This window comes from Leucobacter sp. UCMA 4100 (assembly GCF_027853335.1).
In the GTDB taxonomy this organism is placed as follows: Bacteria; Actinomycetota; Actinomycetes; order Actinomycetales; family Microbacteriaceae; genus Leucobacter_A.
In genome coordinates, this window is the sequence record NZ_JAFEUS010000002.1 from 1027765 (window position 1) to 1044698 (window position 16934).

17 protein-coding genes and 1 tRNA gene are annotated in these 16934 nt (G+C 66.0%); 4 read left to right on the forward strand and 14 right to left on the reverse strand.

The window, feature by feature from the left end:
* Positions 1–201 precede the first annotated feature (201 nt).
* Entirely contained in the window at positions 202–1779 is a 1578-nt protein-coding gene (gene murJ, locus JSO19_RS04960) for a murein biosynthesis integral membrane protein MurJ (protein ID WP_270910163.1), read from the reverse strand.
* Positions 1780–1998: 219 nt separating this feature from the next.
* Positions 1999–2445 carry a hypothetical protein gene (locus JSO19_RS04965; RefSeq protein WP_270910164.1) on the reverse strand — a complete coding sequence of 149 codons (447 nt, stop codon included), beginning with the start codon at positions 2443–2445 and terminating at the stop codon, positions 1999–2001.
* Positions 2446–2570: 125 nt separating this feature from the next.
* On the opposite strand from JSO19_RS04965, the gene JSO19_RS04970 reads away from it, so the two are divergent.
* Positions 2571–3020: an SdpI family protein gene (locus tag JSO19_RS04970; protein ID WP_270910165.1), complete on the forward strand. Its 450-nt coding sequence runs from the start codon at positions 2571–2573 to the stop codon at positions 3018–3020.
* On the opposite strand, the gene coaBC is transcribed toward JSO19_RS04970, so the two are convergent.
* Complete coding sequence (gene coaBC, locus JSO19_RS04975; protein WP_270910166.1) at positions 3021–4250, reverse strand: bifunctional phosphopantothenoylcysteine decarboxylase/phosphopantothenate--cysteine ligase CoaBC; 1230 nt, start codon at positions 4248–4250, stop codon at positions 3021–3023. It lies immediately after the preceding gene.
* Positions 4251–4319: 69 nt separating this feature from the next.
* On the opposite strand from coaBC, the gene JSO19_RS04980 reads away from it, so the two are divergent.
* The gene (locus tag JSO19_RS04980; protein WP_270910167.1) at positions 4320–5066 is read left to right on the forward strand and encodes an NRDE family protein; all 747 of its coding nucleotides are present in this window, start codon (positions 4320–4322) and stop codon (positions 5064–5066) included.
* A 6-nt stretch (positions 5067–5072) separates the two neighbouring features.
* On the opposite strand, the gene JSO19_RS04985 is transcribed toward JSO19_RS04980, so the two are convergent.
* Both JSO19_RS04985 and JSO19_RS04990 read right to left on the reverse strand, forming a co-directional pair.
* The gene (locus JSO19_RS04985; RefSeq protein ID WP_270910168.1) at positions 5073–5327 is read right to left on the reverse strand and encodes a hypothetical protein; all 255 of its coding nucleotides are present in this window, start codon (positions 5325–5327) and stop codon (positions 5073–5075) included.
* Between the two features lie 258 nt (positions 5328–5585).
* Positions 5586–5658, reverse strand: a tRNA-Thr gene (locus JSO19_RS04990).
* A 77-nt stretch (positions 5659–5735) separates the two neighbouring features.
* Between JSO19_RS04990 and JSO19_RS04995 the strand changes: the two genes are divergently transcribed.
* Entirely contained in the window at positions 5736–6119 is a 384-nt protein-coding gene (locus tag JSO19_RS04995) for an RNA-binding S4 domain-containing protein (protein ID WP_217135819.1), read from the forward strand.
* A gap of 473 nt (positions 6120–6592) precedes the next feature.
* On the opposite strand, the gene JSO19_RS05000 is transcribed toward JSO19_RS04995, so the two are convergent.
* The 9 genes from JSO19_RS05000 to JSO19_RS05040 all read right to left on the reverse strand — a co-directional run bounded on the left by JSO19_RS05000 (position 6593) and on the right by JSO19_RS05040 (position 15786).
* Positions 6593–8131 (reverse strand): alpha/beta hydrolase, encoded by a 1539-nt coding sequence (locus JSO19_RS05000; protein ID WP_270910170.1) that lies wholly within the window; start codon positions 8129–8131, stop codon positions 6593–6595.
* A complete protein-coding gene (locus tag JSO19_RS05005) occupies positions 8128–9303 on the reverse strand; it encodes a DNA polymerase III subunit delta' (protein WP_270910171.1) in 1176 nt (391 codons plus the stop codon). The genes JSO19_RS05000 and JSO19_RS05005 overlap by 4 nt, the downstream gene beginning before the upstream one ends.
* A 37-nt stretch (positions 9304–9340) precedes the next feature.
* Positions 9341–10165, reverse strand: a complete 825-nt coding sequence (locus tag JSO19_RS05010; RefSeq protein WP_270910173.1) for an ABC transporter permease — start codon at positions 10163–10165, stop codon at positions 9341–9343.
* Entirely contained in the window at positions 10162–11070 is a 909-nt protein-coding gene (locus JSO19_RS05015; protein WP_270910174.1) for an ATP-binding cassette domain-containing protein, read from the reverse strand. Before JSO19_RS05015 ends, JSO19_RS05010 begins: the two co-directional genes overlap by 4 nt.
* Before the next feature lie 18 nt (positions 11071–11088).
* Positions 11089–11766: a response regulator transcription factor gene (locus tag JSO19_RS05020; RefSeq protein WP_270910175.1), complete on the reverse strand. Its 678-nt coding sequence runs from the start codon at positions 11764–11766 to the stop codon at positions 11089–11091.
* Entirely contained in the window at positions 11763–12974 is a 1212-nt protein-coding gene (locus tag JSO19_RS05025; protein ID WP_270910177.1) for a sensor histidine kinase, read from the reverse strand. Before JSO19_RS05025 ends, JSO19_RS05020 begins: the two co-directional genes overlap by 4 nt.
* Positions 12975–13043: 69 nt before the next feature.
* Complete coding sequence (locus tag JSO19_RS05030; RefSeq protein WP_270910179.1) at positions 13044–13889, reverse strand: ABC transporter permease subunit; 846 nt, start codon at positions 13887–13889, stop codon at positions 13044–13046.
* Positions 13886–14794 carry an ABC transporter ATP-binding protein gene (locus tag JSO19_RS05035; protein ID WP_270910181.1) on the reverse strand — a complete coding sequence of 303 codons (909 nt, stop codon included), beginning with the start codon at positions 14792–14794 and terminating at the stop codon, positions 13886–13888. The genes JSO19_RS05030 and JSO19_RS05035 overlap by 4 nt, the downstream gene beginning before the upstream one ends.
* A 362-nt stretch (positions 14795–15156) precedes the next feature.
* Positions 15157–15786, reverse strand: coding sequence for a YigZ family protein (locus tag JSO19_RS05040; protein WP_270910183.1), 630 nt, complete (start codon positions 15784–15786; stop codon positions 15157–15159).
* 87 nt (positions 15787–15873) lie between these two features.
* Here JSO19_RS05040 and JSO19_RS05045 point away from each other — a divergent pair, with 87 nt between their 5' ends.
* A complete protein-coding gene (locus JSO19_RS05045) occupies positions 15874–16872 on the forward strand; it encodes a 3-methyladenine DNA glycosylase (protein WP_442915673.1) in 999 nt (332 codons plus the stop codon).
* The last annotated feature ends 62 nt before the right edge of the window (positions 16873–16934 follow it).

The window sequence follows — 16934 nt, forward strand, 5'->3', positions numbered from 1 at the left end:
CCGCCTAGCGGGAAACAAAATTATTTCCTGGGTAGCTACCAAAGCTAGGAAGGCCCGGCGGCTCCTCAAGAACTAGGGTTCGCTCAGTGAGTATGCGTTCGCCGGCTGAACATGAAAACGCGTCGATTCGATACTCAGTCGGCGAAACAATGCTCAGTCGGCGCACCCACGCCCGCTCGGCGGCGGAGGATGGTCGGCGAGCTACGCCTCCGCCGCGCGCCAGTGCCGCTGGAGCGCACGCCCGCCGGCGAGGCACGAGAAGTAGCAGAGCGTGGCTGCCGCGCAGAAGATGAGCAGCGGCACAATGCGCGGGGCGTCACGCAAGATGGTTACGCCCCACAGGGAGAAGCTCACGAGCGTGATGAGGGCGGCGGCGACGGGCGGCCAATCGCTGAGGGGCAGCATCGTCGGGTAAGTGACTTTTGAGACGAAGCGCAGGTGGAAGCTGCTGGCGATCCACCCAGCAATGTTCGCGAGGGCAATGGTCGCGGCAATTGCCGGAACCACGAGGTGCGAGGGCAGGGCGAGCGAGGCGATGAGCGTTCCGGTGACGGTGACCGAGGCGACCGTGAGTTGGGCGTAGAACGGCGCCTTTGCGTTGTTGCGGGCGAGGCTCACGCGGTTGAGCAGGTAGGTCTGGCTGATGGCGAGCACCCCGACGGCGAGTATCTGGGCGACGGTGCCGACGTGCGGGGTGCCCCAGGCGATGAGCGAGAGGGTTGGCGCCGTCAGCACGATCACGACGACGGCGAAGAGCATGAGGCTGTTGATCTTGCGGCTCACCGAGGCCGCCCCGTCGATGAATCGTGGATCGTTCGGCGTCGAAGCGTTCAGGGCGATGTCGGGAAACGCGCTGGTCACGAGCGCGACCGTGAACACCCCGTGCGGCACGAGCACGATGAGCGTTGCCGTCGCGAGCGTGTTGAAGCTCGCACCGTCGGCGCCCGCGAGGTTGATGGCCTCGCCCGCGGCGTTTGCCACGTTAGCGATCGTGATGGTCGCGACCTGGCCGAAGATCGCCCCGGCGAAGGTCCACCCCGCGAGCTCTGAGACGAGCCGCATGCCTGAGACCGAGAAACGCAATCGCAAGCGAATGCCCGAGCGCGCGGTCGCGATGATGAGTATCGCGGTTTGCACGGCGGTCGCGAGCGTCGCTGACCCGCACAGCACGGCGACCATCGTGGGGCTCCAGCTCTCGACTGGCCCGAGGCCTGAGGGCAGCAGCCAGGCAAAGACCAGCAGCCCAGCGATGCCGACGAGGTTCGAGCAGGCGGGCGCCCACGCCGCAGCCTGAAAGCGTTTGTTGGCATTGAGCACCTGCGAGAGCACCGCAAACACGATGAGAAAGAACAGCTGTGGAATGCACCAGTACATCATCTGTACCGTGAGCCCCTTCCACGCGGGGCTCCACTGGTAGGCGTAGAGGTTCACGAGCAGCGGCGCACCGATCATGAGCAGCGCCGTAACCGCGAGGCCGCCCCACAGCGCGATCGTGAAGAGCTGGTTGACGAACCGCTGCCCCTGCTCGCCCTGCTGCATCGCCCTCACGAGGCTCGGCAAGAGCACCGCGCCGAGCACCCCGCTCGAGATGAGCGTGAACACGTACTGCGGCACCGAGCTCGCGACCTCGAACGCTTGGCCGCCAACGTGCGCCGCCGTGCCGCCAATGACCGCGACGAGCACGACGACCTTCACGAAGCCGAGCAGCCGCGAGACCAGCACCGCGAGCGCGATGCCGAAGGCGGGACCCCGCAATCGGGGCGCAAACTGCGTGAGCAAACGTGACCTTATTCTCTCGGCTGATTGCTTTGAGTGTAGCCCTCACCACTGACACATTCGCGGCGGATCACCCCGCGCACGCCCCTGCCAACGCACCCATGTCGCCGAGTGAGCATCGCTTCGCCGAAAGCACATGGAATCGACGCGATTTGGATGCTCACTCGACGAAACGATGCTCACTCGGCGTCGCGCAAGACCGCGGAGCCGATCCGCACCCTGTTAATCGAACTCGGGGGTCTCGACGCTGCACTCGACCTCTTCGCCCGGGAGGCCGTAAGCCGAGGCAATCTCATTTTCGCCGTCGAGCAAAATGCGGCAGTGGGCCACGAGCCCCGCTTCGGGCACGGCGCGCACGGTCGCCGTCTTGGTCGTGTCGATGATCGCATCGGTACTCCAGCCGGGCGCCACGGGCTGCACTCGCACGCTCTCGGCCTTTCCCATCTTGGGTGCCTTGCCGCGCTTCTCCTGGTTTGCGTACGAGACCTCGGCCGAGCTCGGCTCGTTCTGCCCCTCGACGCTGATTTCGTAGGTGACGCTCCAGGCGTCTTGCTTGAGCGGCGACAGGGCCGCCTCGGCGAGCGAGCAGCTTGCGAGAACGGTAACGCCGATGGCCGCACCAACGATTGCGAGCGCGACAGAACCGGTTTTGTGTGACGTTGCTTTCATACTTCTACTCTGGCCAGAGAGGCCGCCACCCACATCGGGCCAGGGTATGAAGGTCACGCGCAGGCGTTGCACCTGGGTGCCATATGGCGTCGCGCCGTGGGCCGCGCAGGTCCAGGCGTCACACCGTGAGCCACACCGGGTCACGCGCCGAGCGGGCAGGCTGGCAGCTTGGCGATGCAGCCCAGCACAGTGGAAGGGTTGGAACCCTGGTCAACGCGCGCAGTTCTCGCTACGGTGGCCCCATGGCCATCGTCACGATCGTCTTAAGCCTCATCGCGCTCGCATCGGTGCAGCTGCCAGCGGCGGGCCTTGTTGGCCCAAACCGACTGCTCGGCATCAGGGTGAGTAGATCGCTCGCGAGCCCCGAGGCCTGGCGACGCGTGCACCGGCGCGCGCTTCCATTTTCGTGGGCTGGCACGATCGCCTGCTGGGTGCTCGTGACGCTCTCGTACACGAGCGCCCTTCCGGCAGCACTCACGCTTGCCCTCGCAGCGGCGGTTCTTGGGCTGGTGCTCGGCGCGTGGGCTGGCGTCGCCCGTGAGCGGCGCCTCGAGGCTGGCCGGCTCAGAGCGTAGCTACGCCTTCAGCCCCTCGACGAGCGGCACCAGGGCGTCAACGAGCGCGCGAGCGGTCTCGCCCTTCGAGCCCTCGGCCTGACCCACGAGTGAGCCTCCCGCTTCGAGCAACCACAGGTGGTTGTGCTCCTTCTCAAAGCCCTGGCTCCACCCGACCGCGTTCACCGCGAGCAGATCGCAGCCCTTGCGCGCAAGCTTCGCACGGCCCCGCTCGAGCAGTTCTTCATCATTCGCGACCGTCTCAGCCGCAAAGCCAACGAGCACGGGCTTCGCCAGATTCGATGAGCCCCTGGCGTCGACGAGGCCCCGCAGAATATCGGGATTTTCGACGAGATTCAGGTGCAGAGACTCGCCCTGATCCGCCTTGCGAAGCTTGCCATCGGCAACCTCGGCCACGCGGTAATCTGACACGGCCGCGGCCATAACGATCGCGTCGGCGCTCGCGGCGAGCAGGTGCACCGCGGCCTCAAGCTCGGCGGTCGAGCCCACGCGCGAAACCTCGATCGACGAAGCCAACCCCTCAAGCAGCCGCTGCTCGATGTTCGCCGCGATGAGCGTCACCGCAGCACCGCGCCGCGCCGCCTCAGCCGCGACCTCGATGCCCTGCCTGCCGCTCGACCGATTGCCGATAAAGCGCACCGGATCGATCGGCTCGCGGGTACCGCCCGCGGTCACGAGCACGCGACAGCCGGTGAGGTCTTGCGCGACCGAGCTGAGCGCCATCGCCCGCTCAAAAATCTGCTCGGGTTCGGTCATACGGCCGAGCCCGCTGTCGGTCCCGGTGAGTTCGCCCGCCTCAGGCCCCACGAAGTGCACGCCACGCTCGCGCAGCGTGTGCACATTCGCCTGGGTCGATGCGTGCTGCCACATCTCAGTGTGCATCGCGGGGGCCACGAGCACGGGAGCCTTCGAAGCGATGAGCGTGGTGCCGAGCAGGTCATCGGCAATGCCCGCCGCCATCTTTGCGAGCGTGTTCGCCGTGGCGGGAGCAACCACGATGAGGTCGGCCTCCTGCCCCAGCCGCACGTGCCGCACCTCGGGCACGTCTTCATGCACGCTCGTCGTGACGGGATTGCGGCTCAGCGCCTCCCACGTCGGCTTGCCAACAAACTCGAGCGCGTTCTCGGTCGGCACCACCGTGACCGTGTGCCCCGCCTTGACCATAAGCCGCACGAGATGCACCGTTTTGTAGGCCGCGATGCCGCCTGTGACTCCCACCACGATTTTCATACTCTCATCATTGCACCCGAAGCTGCCCGGCGGGTGATCACCCATCGAGAAGCGGTTACGATCGAGGGTATGTGCACCGTCATCGTTCAGGTTCCAGAGACCACGTCAGGCCCGGTTCGGCTGCTCGCGATTCGCGACGAAGACCCGGCCCGCGCCTGGGACGCTCCAGGCGAGTGGTGGCCAGAACTTCCAGGCCTCACCGGGGTACGCGATCGCCGAGCAGGCGGAGCGTGGCTCGCAACACAAGACGACAAGCTCTCGGTCATTCTCAACCGCGCCGAGCCCGGGGAGCACCCAGGATTTCCCACCCGCGCTTGGCCACGCTCGCGCGGAGGGATCGTGCTCAATGCCGCGCAGGGGTCTGAGCCCGGCGCCAACCCCGAGACGGCTCCCTTCAACCTCGTCACGGTCGAGGGGTCCACCGTCACGGTCATCCGCTGGGACGGCTCAGCCCTCGCCCGCGAAACCCTCGCCCCCGGCGTGCACATGCTCGCCCACGACGACGTCGACGACCCCGACACCGCCCGCATTGCTGCGTGGCTGCCCCGCTTTCGCGAGCTCACTCACGCCGCCCCCGAACACTGGCGCGACGAGTGGATCGCCCTGCTCGCCACCTCTGCGCAGCTCCCGATCGACGACGACCGGGCCATCATTCGCGACAACACCGCGCACGGCTTCCCGACCGCGTCGCTGCTCGTGTGCGTGGCAGATATTACGGCGGATCCCGCTGGTCCCGCCGTCTCACTCGAAAGCGCGACGCTGGGCCGCCCGGCCCAGTGGGACAACCCCGAATTCGTGAGCGCGCCCCTGGCGTGAGACCTACTACGCTGCTTGCTCTGGCAGCCTGCCCACCACGATGGAGCCCGCAATAAGGCTCGCCGCGAGCGGCAACCCGAAGAAACCCAACAGCTTCACGAACCATTGCACGAGGGCAAACAGCAGCTGATTCTGGGGCGCGAACGAAAAGAGCACCTCGTTCATGAGCAAGAGCGCGATGACCCCGCCAACGAGCAGGCCAATCGCCCAGTTGCGCATCTTCTTCGCGAGCTCTCGGTTGGTCGTAATTTCACTGGACATTGCTCTCCCGGCCTCTCATTACGCCGCGGGAAACCCCCGCGCTTCCTGAGGCCACGAGCCCTGACAAGCCGTATCACGACCGCGTGACGCTCTCACCACAGGCTCGCACAGACCCGCGTCTGGCGCAAGGACAACGGGGATGGGGTGGTGCTGGCGTGATCCGCAGCGTGGGTTCGGTGGCGACCTTCATGCCCAGCTCGAAGCACCTACGCAAAAGCCCCTCCCACCGATCAGAGTGGAAGGGGCTTTTGTTCTCTGAGCCGCCTGCGAGAATCGAACTCGCGACCTTTTCATTACGAGTGAAACGCTCTACCGACTGAGCTAAGGCGGCCTGTGCACAAACTTCTGCGCACAAAAGAATACGTTAGCACGATTTGCTCGTGAGAAAGAAATCGGTACGCTTCACATATGAACTCCGTGTCGGCTCGCGTAGATAGCTGGGTTTGGGCCGTGCGGCTCGCAAAAACTCGAAGCCAGGCAACCGCTGCCTGCAAGGGCGGTCACGTGCGCGTGAACGACGCCCCGGCGAAGCCCGCGCAGCCCGTTCGAGTGGGTGACGTCGTGCGAGTCAGACTCCACAATTCAGAGCGCATCTACCGGGTCACGGGGCTCGCGACGAAACGCGGCAGCGCCACCGAGGCGGCGAAGTACTACGAAGACCTCACTCCCCCGCCACCGCCGAAGGTCGAGCGGCCACTCGCGGTGATCCGCGACCCCGGCACCGGCCGCCCCTCGAAGCGGGAGCGACGCCAGCTCGACGAGCTGCGTGGGTGGGACTCGCATACGCAGTAGCTGGCGGGGCCGTGGCGGGTGTCGGTGTGCGGCGGCGTGCGCCGGTTTGGCCTCGGTTGGCTGGTGCGCGCTGATTTCTCGTCTACTTGACGAAAAGCAGGGTGTTTTCGCTTCAGCACCCTGCTTTTCGTCAAGTGGATTGCGCGGGGGCGTGCGCCGTTCGCCTGCTTGACAGAAAGCAGGGTTATCGAGCCCAAACACCCTGCTTTTCGTCAAGTAAACGTGCCCGGCCGACGCACCCGGCCGACGCACCCGGCCAAGGCGCCCGGCCAACGCACTCGCTCAACGCCCCAAGGCCATCCACCCAACAGAAGAAGGCCGCGGCGCAAGCGCCGCCTCCTCGCCCGCGAGCCGCAAGCGGCGTGAAGCAGCGCAGCAGTGAGCCCCGCGCAGAGGCGCAGTGCAGCTCAGCGTGGGCAGCGGCGGGAGGCAACACGGCAACGCCGCTGCCCCGCGCCGTGCCGCGGCGCGCGCTAGTCGCAGTCGACCGGGCCCGAGGGCACCGTGCCGTTCACGAAGTAGTCGTCGACCGTGTCGTTCACGCAGCTGCTCGCACCGTTGTAGGCCGTGTGGCCCTCGCCGTTGTAGGTGAGCAGGCGGGCGTCGTCGAGCTGGTCGGCGAGGCGCTTCGACCAGGCGTACGGGGTCGCGGGGTCGCCCGTGGTGCCGACCACCATGATCGGGTCAGAGCCCTTGGCGTTCATGGGGCCGCGATCGTCGAAGCCCGGGAAGGGCCACTCTTCGCAGCTGATGTCGCCGTAGCCCGCATACTTGCCGAAGATGGGGGCGGCCTCGGCGATCTCGGCCGCCTGCTTGCGCATTTCTTCAACCGAGACGCCGCGCGGGTAGTCGAGGCAGTTGATCGCCGAGAAGGCGACGGTCGAGTTGTCGGTGTATTCGCCGTACTCGCGACTGTAGTAGAGGTCGGCGATGAGCTGAGCGGTGTCGGTCTCGCCGGCGCTCACCTCTTCGAAGAGCACCTGCAGGTACGGCCATGAGCTCTCGCTGTAGAGCACCGTGATCATCGCCGTCATGAAGGTGTCGACCGAGACCCAGCGGCCGTCGGGGGCCTGCATGGGGTTGCGGTCGACCTCGTCGAGCATGGCGCCGATTTCGAGCATCGCGTCGTCGACGGTGCCGGTGAAGAAGCAGTCATCGCCCGCGAGGCAGTGCTCGAGGTAGGCGCGCATTGCCTGTTCGAAGCCCTGCTGCTGCATGAGCACGACCTCGTGCATGGTGACGTCTGGGGCGATCGCACCGTCGAGCACGAGCTTGCCGGCGCGCTCCGGGAACATATCGGCGTAGACCGTGCCGATAAAGGTGCCGTACGAGTAGCCGAGGTAGTTGAGCTTCTCGTCGCCGGCGAGGTGGCGCAGCAAGTCAAGGTCTTGAGCGGTCGAGTGGGTGTCGACGTGGGCAAGCAGTGGGCCCGTGCCCTCGAGGCAGTCGTCGGCGAAATCGCGTGCCTCTTCGCGGGCTTCGTCGATCCACTCGTCGCTGCCGGGTTCACGCCCTGAGTCTTCGCGGGGGTCGCCAAAGAGCATCTCGTCGAGCTCTTCGTCGCTGTAGCAATAGACCGCGCTCGAGTTGCCAACGCCGCGCGGGTCCCAGCCGACGATGTCGAATGACTCCTGCAGGCGCTTCGAAACGGCACCGTCGACGCCGTCTCGCACGTACTGGCCGCCACCTGAGCCGGGGCCGCCGGGGTTCACGAAGAGCGTGCCGAGCTTCGTGCCGGTCGCGGGCTTCTTCACGAGCGCGAGGCTAATGGTTTCGCTCTCGGGGTCGTTCCAGTCGAGGGGTGCGCCGACGCGGGTGCACTCGAAGCCGTCGCCGCAGTCTTTCCACTCGGGCTCTTGCTCGGTGAAGCGGTCGAGGCCTTCAAGCGACTCGTCAACCTGCACTTCTGGTGGCTGCCAGCCGCTGTTCGAGGGCAGGGTGAGCCCCGAGCAGGCTGAGAGCAGCAGGGTGAGGGTTGCCGTCGTGGCGAGGGCTGCGGTGAGTCGTTTCACGCACGGTCCTTTCTGTGGTGAGGGGCCTCGAGAAGAAAAGAGGCCATGAGCGACTCGAGTACCAGCGCAGCCGAGACGTTTCTGAGCAGCTGTTCGCGGGCCGCGGCCACGCGATCAAGCCTATAGAGTACTCCCTCGGCGCCGATGCTGGCGGCGAGGGCTTCGATTTGGGTGCGAAACTCTTCATTGATGAGGGGTTGCTGCGCGTCAAGGGCCACGAGGGCGGTGTCGCGCAGCACCGAACCGATGTCGGTGAGAATGCGGTCGATGCCGTCGGTCACGCTGCGCTTCGCGCGGCGCTTCTGATCGTCTTCGAGCTCGCGAAACTGGGCGCGCAGTTTCATGGGAATCGCGGCGCCGGGAGCCAGGCCAAGGTTGCGCAGTAGCTCTTCGCGCTCTTTCTCGTCACGACTCTCGGTGAGCGCCTGGGCGTCGGCCTCGGCGAGCTTCGCGAGACGACCCGCGGCCCGCATCGCGTCGCTCAGGCTGCCGATCGCGAGCACGGTGCGCAGGGTGTCTTCGCGTCGTTCGCGCGCCTCGGCGTCGGTCGCGAGCTTCTTGGCCATGCCGATGTGGCTCTGCGCAAGGCGCGCCGCCCTAGCCGCCTCGTCAGGCGCGATGTTGTCGCGCTCTTCGAGCAGCTGGGCGACCGCCTCCTGCGTCGGGGTCACGAGCCGAAGCGAGCGCGCCCGCGAGCTGATCGTGGGCAGCAGGTCGGCCTCGCTCGGCGCGCACAGTACCCACACCGTCGTCGCTGGCGGCTCTTCGAGCTCCTTGAGAATGGTGTTCGAGGTGCGCTCGGGCAGACGATCGGCGTCTTCAGCGAGAATCACGCGAAACCGGCCGTTCGTCGGGGCGTAGTTCGAGCGTGAGGCGACGTGCCTCGCGTCGTCGATCTTAATGATCGAGCCCTCGGTCGTGAGCACCTCGAGGTCGGGGTGCGTGTGCGCCCTGACCTGTCGGTAGACCTCTTCACGCTCGTCGGGGGTGCGGGCAATGAGCGCCGCCGCAAAACGGTATGCAAGATTCGAGCGCCCCGAACCGGGAGGGCCCGTGATGAGCCACGCATGGGCAAGGTCACTCGCGCCCTCGGGCGAGGTGACGTGCTCAAGCGTTTCGATAGCGGCCTCTTGCCCTACCGCCTCGCTCCAAAATCGATCAACCGTGTGCATGCGTCAAGCCTAGCCGCAGCGTCTGACGTTACGCCCGTTAGGCGACGTCACCGCGCCAGCGCAGCGCCCAACCGGCGAGCACCGAAACGACCGCGTATGCCACGAGCACAAAGAACGCGGGAGCGACCTCGAGCACCGACGATGGTGCGCCCGACATCGACGAGTCGAACACCCCCATGCCGCCAAGAATCGAGGCGCCAACGAAGCCGTCAGACGCGCTACCCGGCAAGAACTTCACGACGCTCGCCATCCACTCCCACATCATCGACGTGGCGCGGACGGTCGGCTCAATGAACTGCGTGAATACGAGCATGAGCACGATCGTCACCGCCTGATTGCGCACGAGCAGGCCGACGCCAAAGCCGATCACGGCCCAGAGCCCGATCGCGACGAGCGTGCGCAGCCCGAGCAGGGCGGTCGCCGTCGTGAGCCACCCGGCTGGCAGGAGGATCGCGGCCATCACGCCGGCACCGATGAGCCCCGCGGCGCCGAGCAGCGCACCGATCACGAGCAGCACGATGACCTTGCCCGTAAGCACGATGCCCCGTTTAGGCTCGGCAATGAACGAGAGGCCGAGAATCTTGTGGCGCAGCTCACCCGTCGCCATGATGGCACCGAGCAGCAGCGGAATCACGTAGCAGAACCCCGAAACCGACGAGAGCACGAGCTTGCCCATCTGCTCGGGTGACATGCCGAGCCCTGCGCCTCCCGTATCGAGGTTGTCGGCGAACGCGAACATACCGGCGAACACGCCGCCCATGATGCCCGCGTAGATGAGCATGACGAGGGCGAGAATCCACCACAGTTTCGTCGCGGTAACCTTGCGCCATTCGGCCGAGAGGCTTCGAGTCAGGCGGTTCATGCGTCGCTCCCCTGTCCGGTAAGTTCCAAGAAGCTCGCTTCGAGCTCGGGTCGTGGTGTGCTGAGGTGTGTGAGGGCAACGCCCGCCGCAAACGCGACCTGGCCGGCCTGTCCCGCCTCCAGCCCCGTGACGACGAGCGCCTCGGTGCCCCTCATGCCGGCGACGTGAGCCCCGGCTGCTTCGAGAGCGGCGGCGAGAGCCTGGCGATCCGCCGCGTCAATGAGCGCGGTCGGCTGCGTTTGTTCGCCCTGAATGCCAGAGAGGGGGCCTGCGTATGCGAGCGATCCCTTGCGAATCACGACGACATCGTCGACCGTTTGCGCGACCTCGCTCAGCAGGTGAGACGAGAGCAGCACGGTTTTGCCCTCAGAGGCGAGGTGGCGCAGGAACATGCGGATCCACCTGATGCCCTCAGGGTCGAGGCCGTTGATGGGCTCGTCGAGCACGATGACCTTCGGATCGCCGAGCAGCGCCGCGGCGAGCGCGAGTCGCTGGCGCATCCCGAGCGAGTACCCGCCAACCTTGCGCCCGGCTGCGTCGCTGATGCCGGTGAGCGCGAGCATCTCGTCGATGCGCGAGACCGGTGCGCCGATCGCGCGGCGCTGAATGTCGAGGTGGGCGCGGCCGGTGTGCGCCGGGTGAAACTCTGCCGAGATTGACGAACCGATCAGGAGGGCCGGGTCGTCGATATCCTGGTATCGCTTGCCGCCGATCGTCGCGGTTCCGGCGTCGGGCTTCGCGAGGCCGAGCAGCATCGAGAGCGTGGTCGTCTTGCCCGAGCCGTTGGGGCCGAGAAAGCCGGTCACGCGGCCGGGCTCTGCGACAAACGAAAGGTCGTTCACGGCGAGCACGGGGCCGAAGCGCTTCGAGAGCCCCTTGATTTCTATTCTGTGCGGTTCTGTCATAATGTCCTCTTCGTTGGGTTACAGGCCGAGGCTTTTGGCGTAGATCACGGCGTGCACGCGGTCGCGCACGGCGAGCTTTTGAAACACGCGGCCAACGTGCGTTTTCACGGTCGATTCGGTCAAAAACATGCGCTGCGAGATCTCGGCGTTATTGAGCCCCTCGGCGATGCACTGCAGCACCTCGAACTCGCGCTCGGTGAGCTGTGCAAGCTCGGCAACGGTCTCGGGTGAGGGCTTCACCGCCGATGTTTCACGTGGAGCATTGTCGCCCGACATGAGCACCCGCTCGACCATGCGCTTCGTCATGCTCGGCGCCATGACCGAGTCGCCCTGATGCACCCGGTGGATCGCATCGACCAGCTCTGTTGGCCGAGCGTCTTTGAGTAGGAAGCCCGCGGCCCCCGCCTGCACCGCGAGCATCGCGTACTCGTCAAGGTCGAAGGTCGTGAGCACGAGCACCTTCACCCGGGGGTAGCGCTCGGTGATCTCGGTGGTGGTCTCGATGCCGTTTTTGCCGGGCATGCGCACGTCCATGAGAATGACGTCAACCGCGGCATCGTGCTCGGCAAGCCAGGCGAGCGCCTCGTTGCCGTTCGCGGCCTCAGCGACAACCTCGATGTCGTCTTCGCTCGCGAGCACGAGAGAAAACCCCGTACGAATGAGGTCCTGGTCGTCTACCAGCATTACTCGCATCATGTCACTCCACTCATTGGCAGGGTCGCGATCACGATCCACCCGCCCTCTGGGTGGGCACCTGCGCGCACCTCACCACCGAACGTTCGGGCCCGCTCGGCGAGACCGACCAAACCATTGCCACTCCCAAGATTGTCCATCGAGCGGGAGCCGCTCGCAACCCTTCCGTAGTCACGAACCGTGATCGTTGTGAGATTGGGAGCATAATTGATCACGACGTCAACCTTCGCGCCAATGCCCGCGTAGCGCAGCGCGTTCGTGAGTGCCTCTTGCACGATGCGGTATACGGCGAGCCCGAAGCCCGAATCGCCGGGGGGCTGGCCGGTCGTTTGCGTCTTGAGTTCGAGGCCCGCCTGGCGAAAGTTCTCGATGAGGTTGGGTAGGTGACCGACACCCGGCTGCGGAGCAAAGTCGACCTGCGCCTCTGCGCTCTGGCCTTTGAGTACGCCGAGCAGACGGCGCATCTCGCTGAGCGCGGTGCGGCCCGTCTCGGCAGAGCGCTGCATGGCGTCGCTCGCCTTGGCCGGGGCGCGCTCGACGCTGCGCGAGGCCCCCTCTGACAGCGCGATCATGACCGAGAGGGAGTGCGCGACGATGTCGTGCATCTCACGGGCAATGCGCTCGCGCTCCTCGGCGACCGCGATGCGCGCAAGCTGGTCGCGGTCGCGCTCGAGCATGTCGGCGCGGTCAACGAGCGCTTCAACGTAACGCCGTCGGTTACCGATGTTGATGCCGATGAGCACGATGATAAGCATGAACACGATGCTGCTGCCCGTGCTCGCCACCTCAAGAGCAACGCTGTCTTCGATAAATCGCCACAGGTAACTATTGACAGTGTTGAGCACCGCGCCCACCGCGAATGCGATCCACCCCAGCCGCACCGAACCGTACACCGGCACCGCGTAGAGCAGAAAGAACATCGCCGTCGAATCGGCCACGATCTGCGCCGAGTTGCCCGGCTGCAAGAAACAGATCGCGGCGACAACGACGAAGCCCACGAAGTGCATCTTGCGACGATTCACCAGGAAGTAGCTGATGACCGCCGTGCTCAGAACGTGAAAGATCACGACGAGCGGAAACGGAACCCGCATGCCGGTGCGCACATCGACCGTCGCCCCGACAACGAGCATGAGTGCCGACCCCAACAGGTAGCAAATCGTGATCGTCCAGTCGATGACGCCGGGGTGGGCAGCAAACCACCGACGCACCACGCCGGGAGGGCGCGGTGCGTCAGGTGGAGCAGTTCGCGTTACGTGTTGCATAGGCCTCTAGGGCAGAGCTTACTTTGCGTCGCGCTTCAAGAAGAGCAAACATGCGGGAATGAGCGCGATGAGGGCCCACGCCACGATCGAGACCGCCGCCTCACCCCAGGTCACGCCCGTGCCACCCATGTCTACCGGGACCTCGACGTTGCCCATCGAGAGCACGTTGCCGAGCATGAGCTGCAAGTGGTTCATAATCCAGTCGACCCACGCTTTACCGGCCATCGAGGCGAAGCTCAGCGCAATCGGCGCGACGAAGGTGAGGCCCGCGACAACCGCGATACCACCGGCTGTGCTGCGCAGAATGCCCGCAACGCCAAAGGCGAAGAGTGTCATCGCGACGAGAAACAGGACCGAGCCAGCCCACGCGGTGAGGTACTGCTCGTTGCCGATGCCCTTGACCGCCTCAGGGGCGAGCATGATCGCGACGAGCTGCCCGACACCAAGCGTCAGAACCGCCGCGATGAGCGAGATGAGGGTCACGACAAAGAGCTTCGCCGAGAATACCCGGCCGCGCTTCGGCGTTGCCGCGAGCGTCGAGAGGATCATGCCGCTCGAGTACTCGCTCGAAATCGCGAACACTCCAATCACGCCAAAGAGCAGCCCGAGAAACATGATCGGAGGCTGCATCACCTGCAGGAGGTACGTGGCGCCATTTTCAAGCGAGGTGATGTCAGCTGAATACTGCACCATCACGATCGCACCGAGCGTCGAGATGCCTACGCCGGCGAGAAAGGTGAGCAGCAGCGTGATGCGCATGCTGCGCAGTGACATGAGCTTGATCCACTCACTGCGAATCACGCCGCCGAGCGTATTGCGCCCCGCCTGCGGCACGCGAATGGTCTGTTCAACTTGCTGCGTCATGATGCGGCTCCTGTCTGGTACTCGACGTGGTCACGGGTGAGTTCGATGTATGCGTCTTCGAGGCTCGTCTTGAGCGGGGTGAGTTCGTGCAGCACGAGGCCGTGCTTCGCCGCGATCTCGCCGATCGAGGGGGCGTCAAGGCCCGTCACCGTCAGCGCACCAGCCGCGGCCGACTGCACCGTCACCTCGGGCGACGACAGCAGCCTCGCGAGCTCTTCGGCCTGCGGCGTCACGATGCTCGTGCGCGTCGCGCCATTGTTCAAGAACTCATCGATACTCGCGTTTGCGACGATGCGCCCCTTGCCAAACACCACCACGTGGTCGGCAACCTGGGCCATCTCGCTCATGAGGTGGCTCGAGAGCACAACCGTGCGGCCCTCAGAGGCGAGATGACGCAGCAGGCTTCGCACCCACATGACGCCGTCGGGGTCGAGGCCGTTCACCGGCTCGTCAAGAATGAGGGTCTGCGGATCGCCGAGCAGCGCCGCCGCAATACCGAGCCGCTGCCCCATGCCGAGCGAGAAGCCGCCAACGCGCTTCTTCGCAACCTCACTGAGGCCCGTGAGCTCGAGCACCTCGGTCACGCGCTTGTTGCCGATGCCGTGCGTTGCGGCGAGCGCCTGCAGGTGGCTCGTGGCCGTGCGGCCCGGGTGCACACCCTTCGCGTCAAGCAGGGCTCCAGCGACGTGCAGCGGCGCATCGTGGTCACGAAGAGGCTTGCCGCTGATCGTCGCGCTGCCCGAAGTTGGCGCGTCGAGCCCCATGATGAGCCTCATCGTGGTCGATTTTCCCGCTCCGTTCGGCCCGAGAATACCGGTCACCTCCCCGGGCTTCGCCGTGAAATTCACGTGATCGACGGCAAGCTTCGGCCCGTACGATTTCGTGAGGGCGTTCGTCTCAATCATGTCGCTTCCTCTCTGCTGAGCATGGTCGTTGTCTGAACGCTCCCTACGCTACGAGACCCCACACCCGCAGCGGATCAGCCGCGAGTACCCTCTTACCCCCGTTTTCGCCGCGAAAAACGGTACCAGGGTATGACGGCGGGCCCGGGGCGGGCGCTGCTCGGGCGGTTCCTGGCGGATCCGCGCCGGTTGCGGCTGGGCTGGTTCCGCGCTGCCCGTGCTCCCGGCCCCGCCAGCCCGCGCTCCCGGCTCCGCCAGCCCGCCATCCCGCGAAATTGTTGGCAATTTTGGCCCAAAACAGCCCCGAAATCGGGCAAAAGTGCAAACAATTTGCCGGGTCAAGCGGGTTGCGCGAGCCCGGAGCCTCAGGGGAGGTCAAGGTAGTCGGCAGCGCCGACCGTCACGCGGGCCTGGCCCCCGCTCAGCTCGGCAGCCATCTCGCACAGCGCCGTGACGAGCTCAGGGGCGACCCCGAGGTGCAGCGTCACGTCGGCCCCGTACTCCGCGCCGAGCACCGTCAGCTCCTGACGCCTGGCCCACGCCTCGATCTGTGGGGCAGCGTCGTAGGCCGCGACCACCTGGGCCTCGTGCCGCAGCGCACGGGTGAGGCGGGTGGCGCTCGCCGTCGCCTCGGCCACGGCGGCCCGGTAGGCGCGGGTGAGGCCACCGGCCCCCAGGAGGATTCCCCCGAAGTAGCGCGTCACGACCGCGACGACGTCGCTCAGCTCGGCCTGGTTGAGGGCCTCGAGCATGGGGGCGCCGGCGGTTCCGGCGGGCTCGCCGTCGTCGTTCGAGCGTTGCACGTCACTGCGCGCGCCGATCACGAAGGCGGTGCAGTGGTGCCGGGCCTTCGGGTGCTCGTGTTGCACGCTCGCGATCTCGGCCCTGGCCTCTTGCTCGCTCTCGACCCGCACGAGCCGCGTGAGAAAGCGCGAACGCTGAATCTCGAGCTCAGTGTTCACGGGGCTCACGATGGTCTGGTATTCACCGCGCATGCGACCAGCCTACCGCCTGGGCTCAGCCTCGCCAGGGCAAGATAGCGGGCGCAACCAGCTCAAAGCGCGGCCCGGTACCATGTGTGGGTGCCCCACGCCCCTCTCGCCCCTCTCGCCCCGCAGCCCGTAGCGCCCACCGTGCTCACGGCCGAGGCCTGGCGTGCCCGCGAGGCGGCGCACATTGAGCGGGCCAACCATCTCACCGCCGGGCACCGCGCTCGCCGCCAGACGGGCGAGAAGCACCCCATCGAAGACTTCCTCTTCACCTACTACAACCTGAAACCCGCGCAACTGAGGCGCTGGCATCCGGGTGCGGGCGTCGTGCTCGAAGGTGTTCAGGGTGATGAGGCGCGGAGCGAGTGGCGCGATTACGTCGTTGCGCCTGAACCCGCAGCGGATCCTCGCGAACCCTCCCCCGTGGCACCCCACGCCCGCGCGGCAAGCCCGCGGGCCGAGGCGGCCAGCCTCACCGTCGACGCTGCCGCGTTTCTTGCGCGGCGCGGGGCGACCGTCGACTACGTCGACGACCTCATGCGGCGCACGATGGAGCGACCGCCCTCGTTCGGGTGCTTCGGCCTGCACGAGTGGGCGATGGTGTATCGGTTGAGCCCCGAAGAGATCCGCCATCGTGGTTTGCCGCTCAGGCTCGACCCCGCGGCGACCGATCTCGTCGTCGAGACGAACCCGATCGCGTGCACGCACTATGACGCTTACCGATTTTTCACGCCGCCAGCGGCTCCGCTCAATACGATCAAGCCCACGCGCGAGACGCAGCCAGAGCTTGAGCAGGCCGGCTGCCTGCACGCGGGCATGGACGTGTACAAGTGGGCCATGAAGCTCGGCCCACTCGTGCCGGGTGAGCTACTGCTCGACGCGTTCGAGCTCGCCATGCAGATTCGAGTCGTCGACATGCAGGCCTCACCCTACGATGTGTCGAGCTTCGGGCTGCCAGCAGTTGCGATCGAGACGCCAGAGGGCAAGAGCGAGTACGCGAGGCTGCAGCGCGGGTTCATGCAGCGAGGCAATGCGCTTCGGGAGCGGGTACTTGCGGCGATCCACCGGGCAAGGGTGTTTGCTGAGCGCTGACGGTGGCCAAGCAAAAGGGGCCAGGTGCAGCCGCGCAGGCAACCACATAACGACTGTGCGAC

Bases quoted from the DNA above. Each gene is read 5' to 3' on its own strand.
- JSO19_RS05030 (WP_270910179.1), bottom strand. From the start codon at position 13,889: ATGACGCAGCAAGTTGAACAGACCATTCGCGTGCCGCAGGCGGGGCGC.
- JSO19_RS04995 (WP_217135819.1), top strand. From the start codon at position 5,736: ATGAACTCCGTGTCGGCTCGCGTAGATAGCTGGGTTTGGGCCGTGCGG.
- JSO19_RS05040 (WP_270910183.1), bottom strand. From the start codon at position 15,786: ATGCGCGGTGAATACCAGACCATCGTGAGCCCCGTGAACACTGAGCTC.
- JSO19_RS04965 (WP_270910164.1), bottom strand. From the start codon at position 2,445: ATGAAAGCAACGTCACACAAAACCGGTTCTGTCGCGCTCGCAATCGTT.
- JSO19_RS04980 (WP_270910167.1), top strand. From the start codon at position 4,320: ATGTGCACCGTCATCGTTCAGGTTCCAGAGACCACGTCAGGCCCGGTT.
- coaBC (WP_270910166.1), bottom strand. From the start codon at position 4,250: ATGAAAATCGTGGTGGGAGTCACAGGCGGCATCGCGGCCTACAAAACG.
- JSO19_RS04985 (WP_270910168.1), bottom strand. From the start codon at position 5,327: ATGTCCAGTGAAATTACGACCAACCGAGAGCTCGCGAAGAAGATGCGC.
- JSO19_RS05035 (WP_270910181.1), bottom strand. From the start codon at position 14,794: ATGATTGAGACGAACGCCCTCACGAAATCGTACGGGCCGAAGCTTGCC.
- JSO19_RS05015 (WP_270910174.1), bottom strand. From the start codon at position 11,070: ATGACAGAACCGCACAGAATAGAAATCAAGGGGCTCTCGAAGCGCTTC.
- JSO19_RS05010 (WP_270910173.1), bottom strand. From the start codon at position 10,165: ATGAACCGCCTGACTCGAAGCCTCTCGGCCGAATGGCGCAAGGTTACC.
- JSO19_RS05005 (WP_270910171.1), bottom strand. From the start codon at position 9,303: ATGCACACGGTTGATCGATTTTGGAGCGAGGCGGTAGGGCAAGAGGCC.
- JSO19_RS05020 (WP_270910175.1), bottom strand. From the start codon at position 11,766: ATGATGCGAGTAATGCTGGTAGACGACCAGGACCTCATTCGTACGGGG.